Here is a 12,038-nt window from a genome sequence, read left to right as displayed (position 1 = left end):
TTTTTCTCTCCTCAACCATACATAAAGCTGGATTGCTGCCGTCTCGCTTTATCCTGTTCAATGTTATCTATTGCCTCCCGGATTTGACGCGTCAGATCCGTTCCGGAGGCCGTGCCCCCCTGCAGCGTGATGTTATATTCGCTTTTACTCTGATCGACGTAAGAGCGTCCTCCAGTAGCGATGGTCGGCTGATACCCCAGGCTACCGCCAGAGATCCCCGCGCCCGGAATATAAGCGCTGCCCGCCGGTGAAGATGCCGCTTCAGCTTTTGCCGCAGCGGCGTCGAGATCGCCCGACTCGTTTTTGATAAGACCGAGCTTCTCCAGCAGCCAGCTGGCCTTGCCGCTCAGGCTGTTAAAGAGATCAAGCGGTGCCATTAACGCATCGCCCAGCGCCTGACCAAAAATCACGCCAGCGTTTTTACAGCCATCCAGCGTTTCCTGCGTCGCCTTGATCGGCGTGATTAAGTCGGTGAACCATTGCCAGATACCACCCAGCTTCTCCGAGATAGCGTCAAATACCTCCATCACCGGTGAGAACAGCGCCCCCAGCGGGGCGAAAGCCGTCGAAAGCCCTTCCATCACCCCGCCAAAGAAGGCGCTGATGGGCTCCCAGTATTTAAAAATCAGTAAAGCACCGGCGGCAATCGCCGCACCAAGGGCAATAACCGGCCAGCTAAGGGCACCCAGTACCGTCATGATAGTGCCACCCACCACGCTGAATCCCGTACCTAACATTCCTGCGGCGGTTATGATCATATTCAGGCCAGATAAAACCGGCGCGACGACCATCCCTAAGCCGCCCAGCACACCTGCAAATGCCTGTGCACCGGTCACCACGCTGACCAGGGTTTGCGTAAGCTCAGGGTTAGCGTTTACCCAAAGCGAAAGCGTGCCGACCCACCCCGTCGCGGTATTGGTCAGATTGCGTAAAGCGCCATCTGATTTATCAAATACATCAATCTTTAACCCGTTCAACGCGGCCTGGAACCGGCTGATGTCGCCGTCAAGATTATCGGTCTGAACGGAAGCCACGAGCGCGGAACTGCCCTTTGCCCCCAGCAACTGCTGACGTTTTTCATCAAGCATTCCGTTACCCGCGGCAGAACGATGTGCATCCGGAGCCTGGTGCTGTCGTAACATCGCGCTGAGCGCGTCCCCGGCGGCCGCACCGTTCATCCCCTTTTCCGTCAGAACGCCAAGCTGCGCGATTGTCTCTTCAAGACCCATACCGGTAGCATCCGCAGCTGGAGCAGCGGAGTTGACGGCCGCCGCCATCTCAACGAGACTGGTGTTAGAAGAAGTAAACCCGCGGGTAAGTACATCTGCGATGCGTCCCGCATCAGCATCGCCCAGGTTGTACGCTGCCCGCGTGCTGCTGAGAATATCGGCTGCTTTTGCCGCGTCGATATTCCCCGCCAGGCTGAGGTTAACCGTGGGCACAGTGGCAGCAATAACCCCATAGGCGTCATAGCCTGAACGGGCCAGCGCGTTCTGAGCCCGAACGACCATATCCGCAGGTACGCCGGTGCTGACGCTAACCTCCCGCGCCTGCTGGCGAATGGCCTCAAGTCGTGCGTCCCCCTTCTCCAGACCAAGACTTGCCTGAATAGCCGACATCTGTTTTTCAAAACTGACACCGGGTGCCATAAAGCGGGACGTCTGCTCAAAGCCCGCTCTGGCCATGCCCACGCCCGCATTAGCCAGCTGATGCACCCGCACGGCAACGCGTTTGCCTGACTCATAACGATTCTGAACGGTACTCAGCCGCTCCTGCTGCTGATTGACGCGGGCCAGCGCATCACGCTGTCGGTTAAGCTGCTGCGTTTTTTCGCTGATGTGAGTTCGTAAACGACGCTCATCAGACGAGAGCGTGCGCGTGTTGACTCCCGCCTGAGCGAGTTCAGTGCGCTGACGCTGTACCGAGTAGCGTAAGCTGTTGTACTCAAGCTTAAGGTCGGCCGCCGATTTTCGGGCTGCCGTCAGCGCATCAGCCTGTGCCTGGGTGGGGTTTTGCGTGTTTTTAAACTGCACCGCCAGAGCCGCTGCCTGCTGTTTCGCTCGCGCAAGCGACTGCTCCGTCACGGTGAGCTGGGCATTTGATTTCCTGAAGCCGTCAATACGCCCCGCCCGCTCATCGAGCGCCCCCAGCGCCGTCTGCGAATCACGGATATCGCTCGCGAGAGTGAGGCTGGCGTTATGGAGAGCGTTAAGCGGTCGGGTTGCCCGGTCGACTGCCTTAAGCAGCTCCTGAAGACTGACATTATTACTCATGGTGGTTTCCGCTTCGCTGCAGCGCTTTTTCGCGCCATAAGAGGAGTTCGGTCATGCTCAGGGAGTACAGCTCTGACGGCGGCCAGTGAAAGATCACCGCGATATCCGCCATCAGATCGTCGACCGACAGTTTTTCGGGAAATTTCAGCGAGCCGAAGCCGGTGACAAAAAACCAATCACCTTACCTGCAAAAGAGAGCAGGTCGCAGGCATCCAGGCGCGCAACCTCATGCTCGGTCAGCGCCGGCGAGGTCATTCGCGGCAGCACCTTAATCAGCGCATCGACGTCAGATTGCGCCAGCGACGCCAGCGATACCCCTCGCAGCGTTCCCGCGTTGGGTTTTGCGACGGTCACCTTTTCAATTTTTTGCTCGCCGCGCAGAACGGGGCTATCAAGCGTGACGATATGTGGGTTTTCACTTTCGTTCATGGCAGTCTCGTTGATATTGTCCATTTCGTTACTCTTCAGAAAGTTAACTCACCGGCCGGCGGTCCCGGCCGGGTAAAGGGTTACAGGCCGATGGCCTTACGGTGTTCCGCCAGACGATCGACGCCGTCGACTTTCAGCACCATGTTGATGATGTCGATTTCGATGATCTCTTTGCCATCAATGGTCAGCTGGTAGTAAGCGCACTCGGTGGACATCTTGGTCGTGCCGCTCTCACCCTGCTTGTTTTCGCCGCCATCAAACTCTTTGTGACGGCCGCGCATAACGATCTCGACGGCAGAGATTTCGCCCGTGTCGTCGCGCTGGAAAGAGCCGGTAAAGCGCAGAGGCACGCTGTCCGCGCCCGGAGAGGCATACTGCGCCCACAGCGCCACGTCCGGCAGACCGCCAATGGTCCACTCAAGCGCCAGAGCATCATCGTCCAGGCCGAGGTCAATAGAGACCGAGCCAGGCATACCGCCGCCGCGATACTTCTCCAGCTTACGGGTAAGCTTCGGCAGGGTGACAGACTCAACAACGCCCATATAGCTCAGGCCATCGTTGAATATATTCAGGTATTTAAGTTTGCGTGGTAACGCCATGCTTCAGCTCCTTAGCTATTAACCGAATCTGACAGGTCTGCCAGATAGGTATCGGTGATGCGCTGGCGCAGGGTCAGGTTTTCCAGCGGCGGGACAGGGGTGTAGTCGTAATCGATATACAGTTTCCCCGCTTTCAGGGTGGATGCATCGTTCGATTCAGGGTCATACCAGCAGGTGCCGTCGACGATATAGCCGTTGGTTTTCAGCTCGCGGAACTTGGCATTAATACCGGAAACGATGTCACGGATAAGCGTTGGCGTGATGGGTTTATCCATCGCCCACGCATGCGCCTCCGCCATCGTATCGGCCAGCACCTGTGCGGTACGGGTGTAGTTTTCAAAGACAAATAACGGATCGTCAGAGCAGGTACGGTTACCCCAGAATTTGAAGCCGTCGTTGCGGATCAGCGTGGTGACGCCAGCCTGGTTAAGCAGGTTCGCATCGGTGGCCTGCTCCTGAAGATCCCAGGAGACAGAGGCGCTTACGCCAGTGACGCCGTTGACGCCAACGTTTGACAGGGTTTTATGCCAACCCATGGTCTGGTCGATTTTGGCTCGCAGGCCAAGTGCACGGGCGGTGGCCCAGGCCGTTGTCGTTGCGTTCGTGGTGGTATCCCATGCCAGAAAATCAGGATGGATAACCATCAGCTCGCGCTGGCTGAAGTTTTTGCGGTAGTCGATCGCCTCAGAAATGGTTTTACAACCCCATGCGCTGACGTAGCCAAACGCGCGCAAGCTCTGGCACATGGCGGCCAGCGCGGTCACGACTTCCTGAGAATCCAGCCCCGGCACACCGAGAATGCGTGGCTTAACGCCGGTTACCGTTTTCGCCGTGAGAAGCGCCTTCAGGCCGGTATATTTTCCGTTTTCATCAGTGGTGCCGATGATGTTGGAAACGGTTTGTTTGCGTGCCTCTTCCGGGGTTTCCGCAGTGCCTTCAGCCACGCGAACAACAACGACAACAGGTTTGCACTGGTCAGCGATCGCCTGCAGAGAAGCGGACAGTGTCCCCGCCTTGCCGGCTTTCGCAATCGCGTTTTGCACGTTGGTAATGAGCACAGGCTCGTTTAACGGAAATGTCTTGTTGTCAGCATCGCTGGCCGTACAGACCATGCCGATGATTGCCGTCGAGACGGTGGAAATGGTGCGGGTGCCATCGTTTATTTCGATAACTTCCACGCCGTGGTGATAGTCGCCCATCCGGTTAACTCCTTCGTTTAGTGGTGAGGCTATTGTCTGTGGAGTTCGTAATTGATGCGACGTATTGGGGTTGGGGAAAGGATTACACAACAAACGAAAAACCCTCCGGATGGAGGGTTTGGGGTCAGGCAGGGAGTGCGGGCCAGTCGATATCAAGGATATTTTCTGTATCTACAGCTTCCAGCAACTCTATATAATCCAGAACGCGGCTTAATTTGGTTAATTCGCTTTCAGATAACATTCTTCCATTCATTTGCTTAAGTTGAATCACTGCAATTGATTGCATGGCGGCATCGATTAATTTCTTGCGTTTAATTTCAGCCTCAAAAATAAGCTCTTCACTCGAAGGTGCAGGATGCTCTTGTAGAACCGGATAACATTGCTTATTCGGGACAATGATTTTACCTTGAGACACACCTTCCATCAGGTTGCGGTAATCGTCATCTGATACGCGCACAAAAAAGCCCGGCCACGTTCCCGCCTTGCGATATTCGGCTTCCAGTTCATCACAATAAAAACCGCCTGTACTGGCTCGATATACATAACCCATAATTAATATCCCTCCGCCATCCAGACGAGATTAACCGTACCGCCACCGGCAATACGCAAACTAAAACCGGTTCTGTCGATGTCAAAAGGCTGCATGGCCGTCCCGCCAGACCCGACGTTACTGTTCTGGTTAGCAACAACCGAAATGCAGGCATTTGGAAATGCAGTGGGGAACGTTACTCTGCCGCCATTTGGAACGCTACCAACTACGCCTGAGATTCGCATTGCGCCAGTGCTACCACACCGCCACCACATAAGCCCACCGCTCCACCATGCTGTGTTTGGCGCGGCATACTGGTCGCGCGGCGGCGGGTTGTTTGAGGAATACACCCGGACATTTCCGCCAGACTCAAACACGCCAGCACCTGCGACAACATTAGCGCCACAAGCCACATATCCACCGGCACGCAGATTCCCGCCGTTTGAAACTATATCCCCGGCAGCGCTAATAATCCCTCCGCTAGAAAGCTGGGATGGAGCATAAAACATACCTTTTGCATCAAATGAATATATAGCCCCATCACCGTTATCACCGATAATCTGGACAATGGCAGAACCGAAATCTGCATTGCCCGAACGCAAAATTCCAAAACTAACAGACGCACCATAACCAAACCCGCTCGTTACAGACGTTCCTTTCACTATCGGCAGGTATACCGAAGTACCTTGAGGGGTAGTGTAACCACCAACAAAAAATGGAGCCGTTCCATTAACATATTGATTAGCAAATGCCCCGCCACCCTGCCAGTATTCCGGCTTAGTGGCGTAATACCTTGCGCCATCCAGATAATCAACGCTTCCGCCATAGTTCGTGATTACGCTCGTCCATGCCCCCCAATAGCCGTTATCAGCATTTAACGTGCGAAATTTAAGCCGTTTTCCGCCATCGGAATAGGACGCTGCATACTGCACACGATAACCATCGCCCCCAAGACCTCCAACATCCAGAATAGTAGCCTCATAGCCGGGAGAATTTGCCGCACTGGCATAGCAGAAACTCACAGAGTTAGCTGGCAGACCGCTTGCGTCTTTAATCTCCCTGTTCGCTGCAGCGGCAACAGTCCGAAGCGCAAGCGCGCCACCGTTAACCAGCACACGTCCGGGTGTCGTGTCGTCGCGGCTTTCCTGAACATTTTTACCAGCGGCAGTGCCCATACTGTTTTTCAGCTTTGCCACATCATCACTGACCGTCTTCACGGCCTTTGGTGTTGCCGCGAGCGACTCAGACGTGCTATCGGTCGCGCTACTGAGCTGGACGATACCCTTTTGCGCCGTGGTCGCGTCCTGAGCCGTGTATTTACCGTTAGCAAGGTCATACGCTGCCTTAACCGCTTTCGGCGTCGCGGCGAGCGTCTCAGACGCGCTGTCGATAGCACTGCTTAGTTGCGTGAAACCCTTTGCGGTGAGCGTGGCGTCTGGATGACGGCGGGACTGCTCATGCTCAGCGAGCTTGTCGTCGACATAGTCCTGCGTTGCCATCACCGTTGAGGTGTCAATCGTCAGCTCGACTGATTCGATGTCGCTTACCATTATGACCATACGCACGGTCTGCGCGCGGCCTGACCCTTCCTCAAGTTTCGGCTTATAGCTTTCCGCCATATTCCCGACGGCAATCAACGTGCCGGTGTCATCGTAAAGACCCATCTCACGCATCCAGAAACCGCCCGCTTCGGGAGGAATAAGCAGCTCCGCGATCACATAGTTAAGCTTTTTATTGTCCTGGCTGATTTTATTCAGCGCGTGGCGCCAGACTTCATTAACCAGCTTCGTCTGTCCGGCATCAGGCACCGGCAACGTGCCTCCACCGTCACCCACCGCCATCACCGTAAAATTGACTTTCTTGCCGTTCGGGACGGTTGCTGCAGCCAGTTTTTCGGCACCGGCTTTGGTGATAACCGTTTTATATTTCACTGTCATTGTGCTCTCACTTATCCGGGATAAACCGTGATGATGTCGCCGTCATAGCTCAGGGCGCCGGTATAGAGATAACCCGGAATGTCCTGGATGATATTCAGGCCAATAAGGTGGCGGCTGGCAGGCTTTGCATCAGCAATAAGCCTCTCCATTTCGTAATACATTTCCTCGGTGATACCGGTGTCTAACACACCGATATCAAGGCGGAAGGTGCCGGGCGGATCGTTGGTTTGCCACCACTCGGTAACGTTGATCAGATAGCCAAGCGGCTCCACCACGCGACGCACGGCCCCAATCGTTCCCTTGTGGGCATGAATAAACCACGCGGCGCGGATCACCTCCCGCTTGGTGGCCTCCGGCCAGTTCTCATCCCAGCGGTCAACCGAAAACGCCCACGCCAGCCAGGGCAGTAGATTCGCCGGGCAGGCGTCCGCATTCCAGAGATGTCGCAGCGGAATAGGCGTATTTTCGATGTCAGCACAGGCCCGCGCCGCGGCGACCTCAAGCGCCGATGAGCCAACCGGTAAAAGGCGGGTATTATTCATCGTTTCCCCCCACGGTTACGCTGTAGTGGCTGCACCATGAGGCCTGGGTTTCATCAAGCACGATGTCTGCCGCGGGTGCGGTCAGCTCCACCCTCTGCACCCCTTCAACGTGAAGGGCAGCGTAAATGGCTGACTTGCGAATATCGCGTCCAAGCCGATGCTGGGCCGTGATATAGGCCTGTAGACGTGCCCTTGCCGCGCTAAGCACAGGTTCACTTTCAGGGCCTGGAAAGAGAAATAGCGAGGCGGCAATGCTGTAGTCGACAATCCTGGCCGACTGGACGGTCACGCGGTCGGCGACGGGCCTGACATCCTCATCATTCAGCGCATTGCGAACAACGGCGAGCAGTTCCTCAGACGCCACGCCGTTATTCTCCCGGGAGAGCACGGAGACCGTGACGTTCGCTGGCTGTGGGCTGATAACAGAAATGTCAGCCACCCGGCCATCTGCGCTGCGGCCATGGAACTGATATGCCCCTGTTGAACCGGCCACGCTCAGCCCTTCCGGCGCCTGCTGGATGCGCAGACGGAAATCAGTATCGGACTCCATTACCGCTGGAGTGGGTGGGAACGTGCTGTCGTCGGCAGGGGTAATCACCAGACGCTGCAGATTAGCGTTTCCCCCAATCTGATCCAGATCGCTGCCCGCGGCATAGGCCAACATAATTGCACGTGCAGCCTCGTTTACCCGCTGGCGCCACATAACCTCCCGGTAGGCGTTCTCCTGCAGAAGCTTCACAATCGGCTCTGACTCCAGCGTCAACGTCCGTGCAATCGCCTCTCGCTCCTCTTCCGGATAGAGGGAGACAAAGGTGGCCTTTCGTTCTGCCAACAGCGTTTCATAATCCACCTCCTCCACGACATCAGGCGCGGCGAGCTGGCTCAGATCAACAATAGCCATAGCGTTTAACTCAGTGAAATAGTGATAGAAAAGAATTGTCCGGAGGTCGGCCGCGTGCCGGTGATATCGACATACAACGTCCCGTCGTTCTCCGAACGCTCGAAAGTGATGGCCGTCAGGCTTATCCGCGGCTCCCATTTCTGGATGGCGGAATAGCATGCGGCCATGATCTGCAGACGCAGCGCCGGACTCTGCGGTCTGTCGATCATCGCCGCCAGCAGCGAGCCGTAATCCCGGCGCATGACCCGCGAGCCAATCGGCGTGACCAGAATGTCGCGCACGCTTTGCCGGATGTGGTCAGCCTCTGAAAGGCTAAGCCCGGTCTGCCTGTTCATTCCCCTGTAACGCACCGTCATTGTGTCCCCTTAGTCCAGTTGCCGCCGCTTTGCACACTGCCGTGCGCGTGGTTGTCCACCTGCACCCCGTTGGAGGTAAATTTGCCGCCGGAATGCTCGATATTTCCGGCCATCACACCGCCCTTCTGCACTTCAAGAGAGGCAGTAATTAATTTGTTGGTACACACCACTTCAGGCGTATCCAGCGTGATGCGGGACGTTGACGTCACACGCACCTCCGGTACGGTGGCGGTCAGCGATTCAGAGGCGGTAATGTCGGCCGTTTTAATCCCTACAACCGTCAGCGCCCCACGCTCGGGCTCGTACTCGATGACCGCGCCGTCCGGAAACGAGACGTGGAACGCGTCAGGCGACCCGGACGGCGCCGGATGGTCGTCCGAGAAAATGCCGGGCAGCACGAAGGCGGTATCAAGCTCCCCGCCGATGGCCAGCAGCAGCACCTGCTCTCCCTCGGAAGGGGCCCACCACACGCGCGAACGTCCGGCGCGACAGGTTAGCCAGTTCAGCCAGGTGGTTTTCATCCTGCCGGTCTGGACACGACAAAGCCCTCTGTTGAGGTCAACATCGGTCACAACACCGATACGAATCAGATTGCGGATCGCGCGAGCGATACCGTTCATGGAAGTTAATGTATTCATGAGAAGAGAATGCCGTTCAGGACGAACGGCAGCAACGAGACGGGGTTTTCTGCGGGATGATACAACAAGCGGTCCAGACAGCAGGCGGCTGGCGGCCTTCAGTGTGGAGAAGTTAGTCCTCCCACCGGCTGACCAGCTCGCCGTTAATATACAACTCTTTCGGACGCGTGACGGGCTCCGGCAGCGGCGGTTCGGGGGAATAGGTCGCGTGCAGAGCGCCCTGTTCCTGAGAAACGAGAATGCGCTCGGTTACCTGCACGCTGATGCTGATATCCATCGTACCGTCATCGTTTAAGACGATCGCGAAGGTGTATCCGTTTTTGCGTCCGTCATCGAGGGTAAAAATGTCCGGCTGGTTTTCCCTCAGCCAGGCCAGCACCGGGACGAAAAAACCCTCGCTGTCACCAGCGAAACCGCTGACCTTCACGTTCAGCGTATATCGCTTTTCAAAGGAGAGCGAGGAGGCAAGGCGGGCGTCTATATTGCCGCTGCCGACCGACATTTGCAGGCGCTCCGGGTTGGCATTCAGTTGGGGGATCGCGTCAATTAATGCCTGACGCAGGCTCTTGAGTTTGTGCATCGAGTTTATCCTGACAGTCTTTAATGGTTTCCACCTGCAGCGCGCAGGCGATAAGGGCATACTCAAGCCTGCGAATATCGGCGCTGAGATCTCCGTTAGTGGCGGGCTCGCTTCCCGGCATCGGACAGCGGCTCACCTTCGGGCAGGCGTTGTAAACAATGGGCTGCTGAGGCGCAGGCGGTGCGGGTGTGCAGCCTGCGGACAGCATCAGGCAGCTGAGCGGTATACCAGCGGCGTAACGCTTCATTTTCATTGAGTAATCTCCCGATAGTCGCTTCCCGTCTTGCCCTCTCCTCACCCGCACTGACAAGCTCCTCACGAAGCCTGACCTGAGCGTTTTCATTCGCTCTGGCAATCCCTTGCGACAGGGACAACTGCTGGTTAAGCGTGGCAAGGGCAGCTTTTTGCTCGCTGGCGACCCGGTTAGCCGTGGCTAAGGAACGGGACAGGTTCAGGTTGTCATGACGAAGCCACAGTGTGATAGCCAGCAGCCCGGCCAGTATCAGCACGAGGGTCCTCACTGCAGCCCCTTCATGCACCAGGCTTTCTCACGAGCACGGCGGTTTTCCAGACCGGCATTTTTCACGCCGTTGATGTACACCCAGCGGGTAAGCTCGCCGCATGCCTGCGACCACTGTTTACGCTTAATAAACGACACCAGGGTCGAACGGCAGGCAGCGCCCGTGCCGACATTAAAGGTAAAGCTCACCAGCGCGTCATAGACCCGGGGCGGCATCTCCACCGGCGCACACGCCGCCAGCCGCCGCTCAACATTGAGCACATCAGCGACCAGGTTTACCGCTGCCTCACGTTCGGTAATGTCCCGTGTCGGCACAACGTTTGCCGTGTGGCCAATGCCTGACGTCCATACGCCGGCACTACACCGGTAGGGCGAGAGGCGACATCCTTCGAGATCGGCAATCAACGCTAACCCCTCCGGGGACGTTTTCAGTAGCCGAAAGTCAGGCATCAGCACCGCCAGGGCCAGCACGCCGGCGACGCTGCAACGCTTAATGATTGAGTTCACGAATGCTCTTCTTATCAAGACCCAGAGACTGGAGATAGCGCCAGGTTTTACGCTTAAACCAGTAATTCGTCAGCGCGGTAAAAATGGCGCAAAGACTCCCCACATACAGCGCGACTTTTTCAGGAGACATCGCCCCGAACCAGGCCAGCGCCACGGCCAGCCAGTAGGCGATAAACGTGGTGATTTTCTCCAGACTCAGTCCCATAGGTTTACGGATTCTTTTGTGGGGGCGCTATTCACCTCCGGCATCTCTACCGGCGTGCCGTGAGGCAAGATAACGCCTAACTCCGCGAGGCCAGAATTGGCCTTCAGAACGGCTTCAACGACGCCAGCCGTGCGTCCATAAAAGCGAGCGCAAATGGCATCAAGCGTGTCCCCCTGCATTGCATAGATTTTCATCAGACGCTCCCAACATCCGGTTTTCCAGGTACTGTAGAGTTTCCCGGTCCGGCGGTCTTTTCGCTATCGCTGAGGGATGGGTAATCGCGGACACAACAAACCGTCCGCAAGCAGCGAAGCGTGGTTCAACGGAAGCGCAAAATCTGAATGAGGGATGTGGGTTAGGGTAATGAGCCGTGGCTAGCGCCAGCTCTCATCTTCCCAGACTTCCCGAAGAATAGTATCCAGCGCCTCGCGATCGGCCTCTCTTTCAAGCCCCTGGAGTTCGACCCCCGTCACCGATCCTATTTTTACGTTCACCCGGGATGACGGAAACAGGGTCCGAATTCTGCGGGTCAGTTCGCACTGGAAGGCCTCGACGACGGCATGGTCAATCTGCTGATCTTTATCGAGGGTAATGTTCACCCGAACGTTACCCTCTTTTTTAATGCGTTCCGGAACAGGCGATGCTGAGAAAACAACGGTAAACGCGTTGTTCTTGATTAAATTTCCCCGCGCAATCTCAGCAATCAAATTCAGGGCAATCTCACGATCTCTTTCCTGACACGATCCTTCTGTCGTCAGTCGCGCAATCATCTCGACTCGTTCAATCATGACCTGCTCGTTCAACTCTCTGTCCACACAACCTC

General features: G+C 56.3%; 18 protein-coding genes. All 18 read right to left on the bottom strand.

Annotated features, from left to right (window positions below; all coding sequences use genetic code 11):
- Positions 1 to 11: 11 nt before the first annotated feature.
- Entirely contained in the window at positions 12 to 2,273 is a 2,262-nt protein-coding gene (locus JGF26_RS09340; protein WP_134707994.1) for a phage tail tape measure protein, read from the bottom strand.
- On the bottom strand, positions 2,266 to 2,385 hold the full coding sequence (locus tag JGF26_RS09335; protein WP_114978752.1) for a GpE family phage tail protein: 120 nt from the start codon (positions 2,383 to 2,385) through the stop codon (positions 2,266 to 2,268). Before JGF26_RS09335 ends, JGF26_RS09340 begins: the two co-directional genes overlap by 8 nt.
- A 32-nt stretch (positions 2,386 to 2,417) precedes the next feature.
- Complete coding sequence (locus JGF26_RS09330; protein ID WP_047347798.1) at positions 2,418 to 2,726, bottom strand: phage tail assembly protein; 309 nt, start codon at positions 2,724 to 2,726, stop codon at positions 2,418 to 2,420.
- A 56-nt stretch (positions 2,727 to 2,782) separates the two neighbouring features.
- Complete coding sequence (locus tag JGF26_RS09325; RefSeq protein ID WP_134707995.1) at positions 2,783 to 3,301, bottom strand: phage major tail tube protein; 519 nt, start codon at positions 3,299 to 3,301, stop codon at positions 2,783 to 2,785.
- Positions 3,302 to 3,312: 11 nt separating this feature from the next.
- A complete protein-coding gene (locus JGF26_RS09320) occupies positions 3,313 to 4,500 on the bottom strand; it encodes a phage tail sheath protein (RefSeq protein ID WP_134707996.1) in 1,188 nt (395 codons plus the stop codon).
- Between the two features lie 124 nt (positions 4,501 to 4,624).
- Entirely contained in the window at positions 4,625 to 5,050 is a 426-nt protein-coding gene (locus tag JGF26_RS09315) for a tail fiber assembly protein (protein WP_134707997.1), read from the bottom strand.
- Between the two features lie 2 nt (positions 5,051 to 5,052).
- Entirely contained in the window at positions 5,053 to 6,966 is a 1,914-nt protein-coding gene (locus JGF26_RS22375; protein WP_238934180.1) for a phage tail protein, read from the bottom strand.
- Between the two features lie 11 nt (positions 6,967 to 6,977).
- Positions 6,978 to 7,508 carry a phage tail protein I gene (locus tag JGF26_RS09305; RefSeq protein ID WP_134707998.1) on the bottom strand — a complete coding sequence of 177 codons (531 nt, stop codon included), beginning with the start codon at positions 7,506 to 7,508 and terminating at the stop codon, positions 6,978 to 6,980.
- Positions 7,501 to 8,409 (bottom strand): baseplate assembly protein, encoded by a 909-nt coding sequence (locus JGF26_RS09300; protein WP_134707999.1) that lies wholly within the window; start codon positions 8,407 to 8,409, stop codon positions 7,501 to 7,503. The genes JGF26_RS09305 and JGF26_RS09300 overlap by 8 nt, the downstream gene beginning before the upstream one ends.
- Positions 8,410 to 8,414: 5 nt before the next feature.
- Positions 8,415 to 8,765 (bottom strand): GPW/gp25 family protein, encoded by a 351-nt coding sequence (locus JGF26_RS09295; RefSeq protein WP_134708000.1) that lies wholly within the window; start codon positions 8,763 to 8,765, stop codon positions 8,415 to 8,417.
- Positions 8,762 to 9,403 carry a phage baseplate assembly protein V gene (locus JGF26_RS09290; protein WP_134708001.1) on the bottom strand — a complete coding sequence of 214 codons (642 nt, stop codon included), beginning with the start codon at positions 9,401 to 9,403 and terminating at the stop codon, positions 8,762 to 8,764. Before JGF26_RS09290 ends, JGF26_RS09295 begins: the two co-directional genes overlap by 4 nt.
- Positions 9,404 to 9,515: 112 nt before the next feature.
- Positions 9,516 to 9,983, bottom strand: a complete 468-nt coding sequence (locus JGF26_RS09285) for a phage tail protein (RefSeq protein ID WP_134708002.1) — start codon at positions 9,981 to 9,983, stop codon at positions 9,516 to 9,518.
- A complete protein-coding gene (gene lysC / locus JGF26_RS22370) occupies positions 9,946 to 10,191 on the bottom strand; it encodes an Rz1-like lysis system protein LysC (protein ID WP_238934179.1) in 246 nt (81 codons plus the stop codon). The genes JGF26_RS09285 and lysC overlap by 38 nt, the downstream gene beginning before the upstream one ends.
- Positions 10,079 to 10,504: an Rz-like lysis system protein LysB gene (gene lysB / locus JGF26_RS09280; protein WP_134708003.1), complete on the bottom strand. Its 426-nt coding sequence runs from the start codon at positions 10,502 to 10,504 to the stop codon at positions 10,079 to 10,081. Before lysB ends, lysC begins: the two co-directional genes overlap by 113 nt.
- Positions 10,501 to 11,010, bottom strand: a complete 510-nt coding sequence (locus JGF26_RS09275) for a lysozyme (RefSeq protein WP_134708004.1) — start codon at positions 11,008 to 11,010, stop codon at positions 10,501 to 10,503. Before JGF26_RS09275 ends, lysB begins: the two co-directional genes overlap by 4 nt.
- Positions 10,994 to 11,215: an HP1 family phage holin gene (locus JGF26_RS09270; protein ID WP_029741404.1), complete on the bottom strand. Its 222-nt coding sequence runs from the start codon at positions 11,213 to 11,215 to the stop codon at positions 10,994 to 10,996. Before JGF26_RS09270 ends, JGF26_RS09275 begins: the two co-directional genes overlap by 17 nt.
- Positions 11,206 to 11,409 (bottom strand): tail protein X, encoded by a 204-nt coding sequence (locus JGF26_RS09265; protein WP_134708005.1) that lies wholly within the window; start codon positions 11,407 to 11,409, stop codon positions 11,206 to 11,208. The genes JGF26_RS09270 and JGF26_RS09265 overlap by 10 nt, the downstream gene beginning before the upstream one ends.
- Positions 11,410 to 11,589: 180 nt before the next feature.
- On the bottom strand, positions 11,590 to 12,030 hold the full coding sequence (locus tag JGF26_RS09260) for a DinI-like family protein (RefSeq protein ID WP_114978765.1): 441 nt from the start codon (positions 12,028 to 12,030) through the stop codon (positions 11,590 to 11,592).
- Positions 12,031 to 12,038 lie beyond the last annotated feature (8 nt).

This window comes from Enterobacter sp. E1 (assembly GCF_016809815.1).
In the GTDB taxonomy this organism is placed as follows: Bacteria; Pseudomonadota; Gammaproteobacteria; order Enterobacterales; family Enterobacteriaceae; genus Enterobacter; species Enterobacter adelaidei.
Note: the sequence above shows the minus strand (reverse complement) of the source record. Positions and strands in the feature narration are given on the sequence as shown.

What these genes read in the sequence shown, in the direction of transcription:
- JGF26_RS09340 (WP_134707994.1), bottom strand. Translation starts at nt 2,273, where the DNA reads ATGAGTAATAATGTCAGTCTTCAGGAGCTGCTTAAGGCAGTCGACCGG.
- JGF26_RS09335 (WP_114978752.1), bottom strand. Translation starts at nt 2,385, where the DNA reads ATGGCGGATATCGCGGTGATCTTTCACTGGCCGCCGTCAGAGCTGTAC.
- JGF26_RS09330 (WP_047347798.1), bottom strand. Translation starts at nt 2,726, where the DNA reads ATGGACAATATCAACGAGACTGCCATGAACGAAAGTGAAAACCCACAT.
- JGF26_RS09325 (WP_134707995.1), bottom strand. Translation starts at nt 3,301, where the DNA reads ATGGCGTTACCACGCAAACTTAAATACCTGAATATATTCAACGATGGC.
- JGF26_RS09320 (WP_134707996.1), bottom strand. Translation starts at nt 4,500, where the DNA reads ATGGGCGACTATCACCACGGCGTGGAAGTTATCGAAATAAACGATGGC.
- JGF26_RS09315 (WP_134707997.1), bottom strand. Translation starts at nt 5,050, where the DNA reads ATGGGTTATGTATATCGAGCCAGTACAGGCGGTTTTTATTGTGATGAA.
- JGF26_RS22375 (WP_238934180.1), bottom strand. Translation starts at nt 6,966, where the DNA reads ATGACAGTGAAATATAAAACGGTTATCACCAAAGCCGGTGCCGAAAAA.
- JGF26_RS09305 (WP_134707998.1), bottom strand. Translation starts at nt 7,508, where the DNA reads ATGAATAATACCCGCCTTTTACCGGTTGGCTCATCGGCGCTTGAGGTC.
- JGF26_RS09300 (WP_134707999.1), bottom strand. Translation starts at nt 8,409, where the DNA reads ATGGCTATTGTTGATCTGAGCCAGCTCGCCGCGCCTGATGTCGTGGAG.
- JGF26_RS09295 (WP_134708000.1), bottom strand. Translation starts at nt 8,765, where the DNA reads ATGACGGTGCGTTACAGGGGAATGAACAGGCAGACCGGGCTTAGCCTT.
- JGF26_RS09290 (WP_134708001.1), bottom strand. Translation starts at nt 9,403, where the DNA reads ATGAATACATTAACTTCCATGAACGGTATCGCTCGCGCGATCCGCAAT.
- JGF26_RS09285 (WP_134708002.1), bottom strand. Translation starts at nt 9,983, where the DNA reads ATGCACAAACTCAAGAGCCTGCGTCAGGCATTAATTGACGCGATCCCC.
- lysC (WP_238934179.1), bottom strand. Translation starts at nt 10,191, where the DNA reads ATGCTGTCCGCAGGCTGCACACCCGCACCGCCTGCGCCTCAGCAGCCC.
- JGF26_RS09270 (WP_029741404.1), bottom strand. Translation starts at nt 11,215, where the DNA reads ATGGGACTGAGTCTGGAGAAAATCACCACGTTTATCGCCTACTGGCTG.
- JGF26_RS09265 (WP_134708005.1), bottom strand. Translation starts at nt 11,409, where the DNA reads ATGAAAATCTATGCAATGCAGGGGGACACGCTTGATGCCATTTGCGCT.